This window comes from Dactylosporangium sp. NPDC000555 (assembly GCF_040300025.1).
In the GTDB taxonomy this organism is placed as follows: domain Bacteria; phylum Actinomycetota; class Actinomycetes; order Mycobacteriales; family Micromonosporaceae; genus Dactylosporangium.
Map to the genome: position 1 here is coordinate 1 of NZ_JBEPDB010000166.1, position 6,690 is coordinate 6,690.

Consider the following 6,690-nt stretch of genomic DNA (forward strand, 5'->3'; position numbering starts at 1 on the left):
GGGCGTGGAGACCTCGGCATTGGCCGGTCTGTGAAGCGCCAACCACCCAATCGGCTCGCGGCGTGAACGCGCCTCAGCCACGGGAATCCCCCGCCATCAGGCGTGGGGAGGAAGTCAAGAGCACGATCGCGTGGTCGTCGGCGCCGGGCGGACCGGCTCCAGCGCCCGGACCGCCAACGCCCCCGCCACGTTCCTGCACGAAACGACCGTATCCGGCCGCCGGCGGTCGCGGCGACGCGGGTGTTCAGCGGCGCAGGCGGGTGCGGATGACGAGGTCGTCGAGGGCCGGGCCGGCGGACGGGGCGGCCGGGAGCTTCGAGGCGTCGCGGGCGGCCTCCAGCTCGGCGCTCAGGCGCGCTACGTCGGCGGCCAAGGTCCGCGGGTCGACCAGGCCCGGCGGCAGGGCGCGGTGCTCGCCGGCCCGCTTGGCCTCGATCAGGCCGGGCACGTACGGGAGGGTGTTGAGCACCCGAAGGTCCGCCTCCACCTCGCCGGTGCGCATCAGGTGGATGCCGGTGTGCAGCACGCGCAGGGTGTAGAGGGCCGGCTTCAGCTCGCCGGTCTTGAGGTACAGCTGCCACTGGCCCGCGGCGAAGCCCAGGTAGTGCCGGGCGTGCTCGGGGGTCAGGCAGTGCGGCGCGAGGGCCTTGAGCTCCTCGTGCAGCGCGGAGGTGCGCAGCAGCAGCGGCGAGAGGAGCTGCTCCAGGACGTAGCCGTTGGGCTTGAGCAGCAGGCGGACGAACTTGGCGAGCTCCTGGCTGATGACGTCCAGCTCCATGCCCTCGCGGACGCCGCCCGACTGGACCGTCTCCGGGCCCGTCGTCAGGCCCACAACCTCCTCGAGCGGCAGGACGTGGCAGGCGCGCAGGTCGAGGTCCGAGTCGACGGACGCGAAGCCGTACAGGTGGGCGCCGCTCACCGTGGCGAACACGAGCGGGTACGGGTGTCCGTCCGCCACCTCGCCCGCCCACGGCGGCACGTCGCCGAGGACCGGCAGCGGCGGCGGGGCGGACACGCAGGGTACCGATGCCGGCACCGATGCGAAGGGCCGCAGCCGCACCAGGAACTCCTCGACCGCCGGGCGGTCCGGATCCTCCGGCAGGGTGGAGGCGGACTCCGCGCGCCGCAGCTCGGCGGACAGCGAGGCGGCCAGGGCCTCGAAGTCCTCCCAGGTCAGCTCGCCGCGGCGGATGGCGAGCAGCTCGTCGCGGTCGGCGGAGACGTCGACCAGCACCTCGCCGGTGCGCAGCACGTGGGCGCCGGCGCGCAGCAGGCGGGCCATGTGCATCGCCTGCTTCCAGCGCACCTCGCCGGTCTTCGCCCGGGTCGCGGTGAGCTTGGCCAGCTGGTCGCGGGCGTAGTCGCCGTAGGTGCGGGCGGCCCGGCGCGACAGGAACGCCGGGCGCAGGTCCAGCAGGGCCCGGCCGGCGTCGGTGACCCGTTCGACGAGCGGGGACGACAGGCACTCCCAGACCGTCGGATTGGCGGCCAGCGCGAGCGTGCAGGCGCGCTCGACCTCCCACGAGAACTGCTCCGGCAGCGGGCCCTCGAGGTGCGCCGGCGGCTTGTCCAGGCGCCAGAACAGCGGGGTCGGCGCCTGGAAGACGCCGCGGCGGTCGGTGTCGGAGTCCGGTCCGTCGAGGCCGTAGGCGCGGGATCCGACGATCGCGGAATAGATCGTGTGCGACGCCACGATGGTCAGGTCCTGCACAGGAGGTAGGGTAGGCGAGCCGGCAATACCCGCGTGGGAGAGACCGCCGTTGGCAACCGACGGCGGCGCCGAAGGGGCAAATCCTCCCCGGAACCTCTCAGGCAAAAGGACCGCGACGGGTTGGCACCTCTGGAGTCTGCGACAGAGGGGGAGGAGCGCGTCCTATCGCCCCTGTCCCGCGAGACCCAGAGAGTGTGGCTATGACGAGTTTTGCCGCGCGGCACATCGGCCCTTCCGCCGACGACCATGCCCGCATGCTCAAGGCCGTCGGATACGAGTCGGTCGAGGAGCTCATGACCGCCGCGATCCCCGGCTCGATCCGCTGGCGCGAGCCGCTCGAGCTGCCGCCGGCGGCGTCGGAGGCGCAGGTGCTCGCGGAGCTGCGCGAGCTCGCCTCGGCCAACCGGCCGCTGGTGTCGATGATCGGCCTGGGCTACCACGGCACGCACACGCCGCCGGTGATCCTGCGCAACGTGCTCGAGGACCCCTCGTGGTACACGGCCTACACGCCGTACCAGCCGGAGATCAGCCAGGGGCGGCTCGAGGCGCTGCTGAACTTCCAGACGGTCGTGGCCGACCTGACCGGGCTGCCGGTCGCCGGGGCGTCGCTGCTGGACGAGGCCACCGCCGCGGCCGAGGCGATGACCCTCGCCCGCCGCTCGTCCAAGGTCGCCTCCGAGGTGTACGTCGTGGACGCCGACGTGCTGCCGCAGACCCTCGCCGTGATCCGGACCCGGGCCGAGCCGCTCGGCATCGAGGTGCGCGTCCTCGACCTCGCGACGCGGGAGCTGCCGGCCGAGTTCTTCGGGCTGCACCTGCAGTATCCGGGCGCCTCCGGCGCGGTCCGCGACCACGAGGCCCTCGTCGCGCGGGCCCACGAGCGGGGCGCGATCGTCACCGTCGCCGCCGACCTGCTGGCGCTGTGCCTGCTGCGCGAGCCCGGCGCGATCGGCGCCGACGTCGCCGTCGGCAGCGCCCAGCGCCTGGGCGTGCCGATGGGCTTCGGCGGCCCGCACGCCGGCTACATGTCGGTCCGTCAGGGCCTGGAGCGCACGCTGCCCGGCCGGCTCGTCGGCGTGTCGAAGGACGCCGGCGGCGCGCCCGCCTACCGGCTCGCGCTGCAGACCCGCGAGCAGCACATCCGCCGGGAGAAGGCGACCAGCAACATCTGCACCGCGCAGGTGCTGCTCGCGGTGACCTCGAGCATGTACGCGGTGTACCACGGCCCGGACGGGCTGCGCGCGATCGCCGCCCGCACCCACGACACTGCCGTCCGGCTCGCCGCGGGGCTGCGCGCCGGCGGGGTCACCACCGAGCATCTCGCGTTCTTCGACACCGTCACTGCCGTCGTGCCGGGCCGGGCCGCCTCGGTCGTCGAGGCCGCCGCCGAGCGGGGGATCAACCTGCGCCTGGTCGACGCCGACCGGGTGAGCATCGCCTGCGACGAGACCACCACGTCCGACCACGTGCGCGACGTGCTCGCCGCGTTCGGGCTGTCGCACATCGAGGTGACCGAGCTGGACAGCACCGACGCGGTGCCGGCCGGGCTGCGCCGCGCGTCGGCGTACCTGACCCACCCGGTGTTCTCCAGCCACCGCTCGGAGACGGCGATGCTGCGGTACCTGCGCAGGCTCTCCGACAAGGACTACGCGCTCGACCGGGGCATGATCCCGCTGGGGTCGTGCACGATGAAGCTCAACGCGACGGCCGAGATGGAGCCGATCACCTGGCCCGAGTTCGCCGGCCTGCACCCGTTCGCGCCGGCGTCGCAGACCCAGGGGTATCGCCGGCTGATCGGCGACCTCGAGCGCTGGCTGGCCGAGGTGACCGGCTACGACGCCGTGAGCCTGCAGCCCAACGCCGGATCGCAGGGCGAGTTGGCCGGGCTGCTGGCGATTCGGGCGTATCACCTGGACCGCGGCGATACCGGGCGGGACGTGTGCCTGATCCCGTCCAGCGCGCACGGCACCAACGCGGCCAGCGCCGTGATGGCGGGCATGCGGGTCGCCGTCGTCGCCTGCGACGAGCTCGGCAACGTCGACCTGGGCGACCTGGACAAGAAGATCGAGCAGCACGGCGAGCGGCTCGCCGCGATCATGGTCACGTATCCGTCGACGCACGGCGTGTACGAGACCGGCATCGCCGACCTGTGTGCGAAGGTGCACGAGGCCGGCGGGCAGGTCTACGTCGACGGCGCCAACCTCAACGCGCTGCTCGGCTACGCCAAGCCGGGCAAGTTCGGCGCCGACGTGTCGCACCTCAACCTGCACAAGACGTTCTGCATCCCGCACGGCGGCGGCGGCCCCGGCGTCGGGCCGGTGGCGGTGCGCTCGCACCTGGCGAAGTACCTGCCGTCGCACCCGTTCCTGGCGGCCGACGCGCCGGTCGGGCCGGTCTCGGCCGCGCCGTGGGGCTCCGCCGGGATTCTGCCGATCCCGTGGGCGTACCTGCGGCTGATGGGCCCGGAGGGGCTGAGCCGGGCGACGGCGGCCGCGGTGCTGGCGGCCAACTACGTGGCGGTCCGGCTGCGCGAGCACTACCCGGTGCTCTACAGCGGCGCGGAGCACCTCGTCGCGCACGAGTGCATCCTGGACCTGCGCGGGATCACCCGGGACAGCGGCGTGACCGTCGCCGACGTCGCCAAGCGGCTCATCGACTACGGCTTCCACGCCCCGACGATGTCGTTTCCGGTCGCCGGCACCCTCATGGTCGAGCCGACCGAGAGCGAGGACCTGGGCGAGCTGGACCGCTTCTGCGACGCGATGATCGCGATCAAGGGGGAGATCGACCGGGTCGCGGCGGGCGAGTGGCCCGCCGGCGACAACCCGCTCGTGAACGCGCCGCACACGGCGGCGGTGGTCACGGCCGACGAGTGGGAGCACGCATACCCGCGGTCGCTGGCAGCCTACCCGTCCGCGGCCGCGCGGGAGGCGAAGTACTGGCCGCCGGTGCGCAGGATCGACGACAGCTACGGCGACCGGAACCTGGTGTGCGCATGCCCGCCCACCTCAGCGTACGAAGAGTGACGGGCCCGCAACTACTGAGCGTTATCTATGCGGCGCCGACGAGCGTGTGTGGAGCCGGACCCCGGTGCGGCTCAATCACGCTGCAATCGGGCAGAAGCTCTCCGGTGTCCTCAAAGGCGATCACACCGTTGCAAAGGAGGCTCCACCCCTGCTCGGGGTGGCTCGCCGTGATCTTGGCGGCCTCGCGATCGACGTCGGCGGCGGAGGGGCAGGGCGGCTGGTGCTGGCAGAGCATCGGGGGTCTCCGATTGAGAGGTTCAGTTGAGGCCTGTGTGGTTCTTCACATGATCAGTGATGCACGCTACTACGGCCAACGACACTATTCCGAGCATGTGACGGCACAACTTGGGGATAATCCACCCTTCGTATGAGCACATTAGGTCCGGTCGTCGGGTACGGGCCCCGGATTGTGGATCTTCACTCTCCCGGGTTACCCAACGCGTGCCGTTCGCATGTATGGGAGCGCTCCCGGCTGGAATGGCACGCGCGGGACGGTGGCGATCCACTTCAATTGCTCACCGCTTTCGCGGAATTACACGGAGTACCGATCGGGGATTTGGCTTCGTCACGGAAGGTGATTGACGCATCCGCTTGCGGGATCGCGGTGCTGTTGTCGCCACCCTCCGTGACACCCTCCCCGGTCGCCTCGGTGCCCGACCTCGTCGCCATCGCCTACGAGCACGGCGACCGGACCCCGTCCGCACCGGCCGGATTCCCCGCAACCATGGCCGGAACACGGCCCGGAACTGTCGGAAACTGGACACCGAGCTGGAGCCCCGCCCGGCACGCCGCCGCGGTGGAGGAGGTGCGGGCCGCGATCGCCCGCGGCGACGTGTACGTCGTGAACCTCGTCGGCCACGCCAGCGCCCCGTTCGACGGCGACCCGGCCCCGGCCCTCGCCCGCGTGGCGGCCCTGCCCGGCGCGCGGTACGGCGGCGTCCTGCGCGGCGAGCGCTGGTGGCTGGCGTCGGCCTCGCCGGAGACCCTCGTCGAGGTCTCGGGCGGCCGGGCCGTCACCCGCCCAATCAAGGGCACCCGCCCCGCCACCGCCGAAGGCCGCGCCGAGCTGCTCGCCTCGGCCAAGGAGCGAGCCGAGCACGTCATGATCGTCGACCTGGAGCGCAACGACCTCGGCCGGGTCGCCCGGGTCGGCTCGGTGCGCGTCGATGAGCTCTTCGCGATCCGCCGTTGGTCCGGGCTGTGGCAGGCCGAGTCGACGGTCAGCGCGCGGCTCGCCCCGGGGGTCGGCCTCGCGGAACTGCTCGCCGCGGTCTGGCCCGGCGGCTCGGTGACCGGCGCGCCGAAGCTCGCCGCGATCGACGTGGCCACGCGGCTGGAGCCGGTCGGCCGGGGGCCGAGCATGGGCGCGTGCGGCTGGATCGGCCACGACCGGGACGGGCGCGTCGCGGTCGACCTAGGGCTGACCATCCGCACCGTGGCCGTCGCCGGCGGCCGCGTCCACCTCTGGGCCGGCGGCGGCATCGTGTGGGACAGCGACCCGGCCGCGGAGGTCGCCGAGGCGGCCGCGAAGACCGCACCCATCAAGGCGGCCCTGCGCTGTTCCTAGCCTGGCGCTCGCTTCGCTCGGGCGCTGCCGGGGGGTTTCCACCCCGGAGCCCCCCATGCCCGCTCCGCGGGCACTCTTGCTGACGCTGCGCGCTGTTCCTAGCCTGGCGCTCGCTTCGCTCGGGCGCTGCCGGGGGGTTCCCACCCCGGAGCCCCCCATGCCCGCTTCGCGGGCACTCTTGCTGACGCTGCGCGGTGGTTGCGCCTAGCGGTTGCGGTTATCGCCGGGCGGGGCTTCGCTCGGGCGCTGTCGGGGGGTTTCCACCCCGGGGCCTCCATGCCCGCTTCGCGGGCACTTTTGCGGGCGCTGCGCGCAGTTCCTAGCCTGGCGCTCGCTTCGCTCGGGCGCTGCCGGGGGGTTCCCACCCCGGAGCCCCCCATGCCCGC

The 6,690-nt window shown here is 72.9% G+C and carries 4 protein-coding genes, 1 pseudogene and 1 riboswitch; of the genes and pseudogenes, 2 read left to right on the plus strand and 3 right to left on the minus strand.

What is annotated here, in order from left to right:
• Positions 1-244: 244 nt before the first annotated feature.
• Both ABT297_RS42270 and ABT297_RS42275 read right to left on the minus strand, forming a co-directional pair.
• Complete coding sequence (locus ABT297_RS42270) at positions 245-997, minus strand: nucleotidyltransferase domain-containing protein (RefSeq protein WP_350559600.1); 753 nt, start codon at positions 995-997, stop codon at positions 245-247.
• A gap of 51 nt (positions 998-1,048) precedes the next feature.
• Positions 1,049-1,702 (minus strand): annotated as a pseudogene (locus ABT297_RS42275) (nucleotidyltransferase domain-containing protein); the annotation flags it as partial.
• A 33-nt stretch (positions 1,703-1,735) separates the two neighbouring features.
• Positions 1,736-1,834: riboswitch (glycine riboswitch) on the plus strand.
• A gap of 77 nt (positions 1,835-1,911) precedes the next feature.
• Between ABT297_RS42275 and gcvP the strand changes: the two are divergent.
• Positions 1,912-4,737 carry an aminomethyl-transferring glycine dehydrogenase gene (gene gcvP, locus ABT297_RS42280; protein WP_502885725.1) on the plus strand — a complete coding sequence of 942 codons (2,826 nt, stop codon included), beginning with the start codon at positions 1,912-1,914 and terminating at the stop codon, positions 4,735-4,737.
• A gap of 25 nt (positions 4,738-4,762) precedes the next feature.
• Here gcvP and ABT297_RS42285 read toward each other — a convergent pair whose 3' ends face one another.
• Positions 4,763-4,972, minus strand: coding sequence for a DUF5999 family protein (locus ABT297_RS42285; protein WP_350559594.1), 210 nt, complete (start codon positions 4,970-4,972; stop codon positions 4,763-4,765).
• A 132-nt stretch (positions 4,973-5,104) separates the two neighbouring features.
• On the opposite strand from ABT297_RS42285, the gene ABT297_RS42290 reads away from it, so the two are divergent.
• Positions 5,105-6,304, plus strand: a complete 1,200-nt coding sequence (locus ABT297_RS42290; protein ID WP_350559597.1) for a chorismate-binding protein — start codon at positions 5,105-5,107, stop codon at positions 6,302-6,304.
• Positions 6,305-6,690 lie beyond the last annotated feature (386 nt).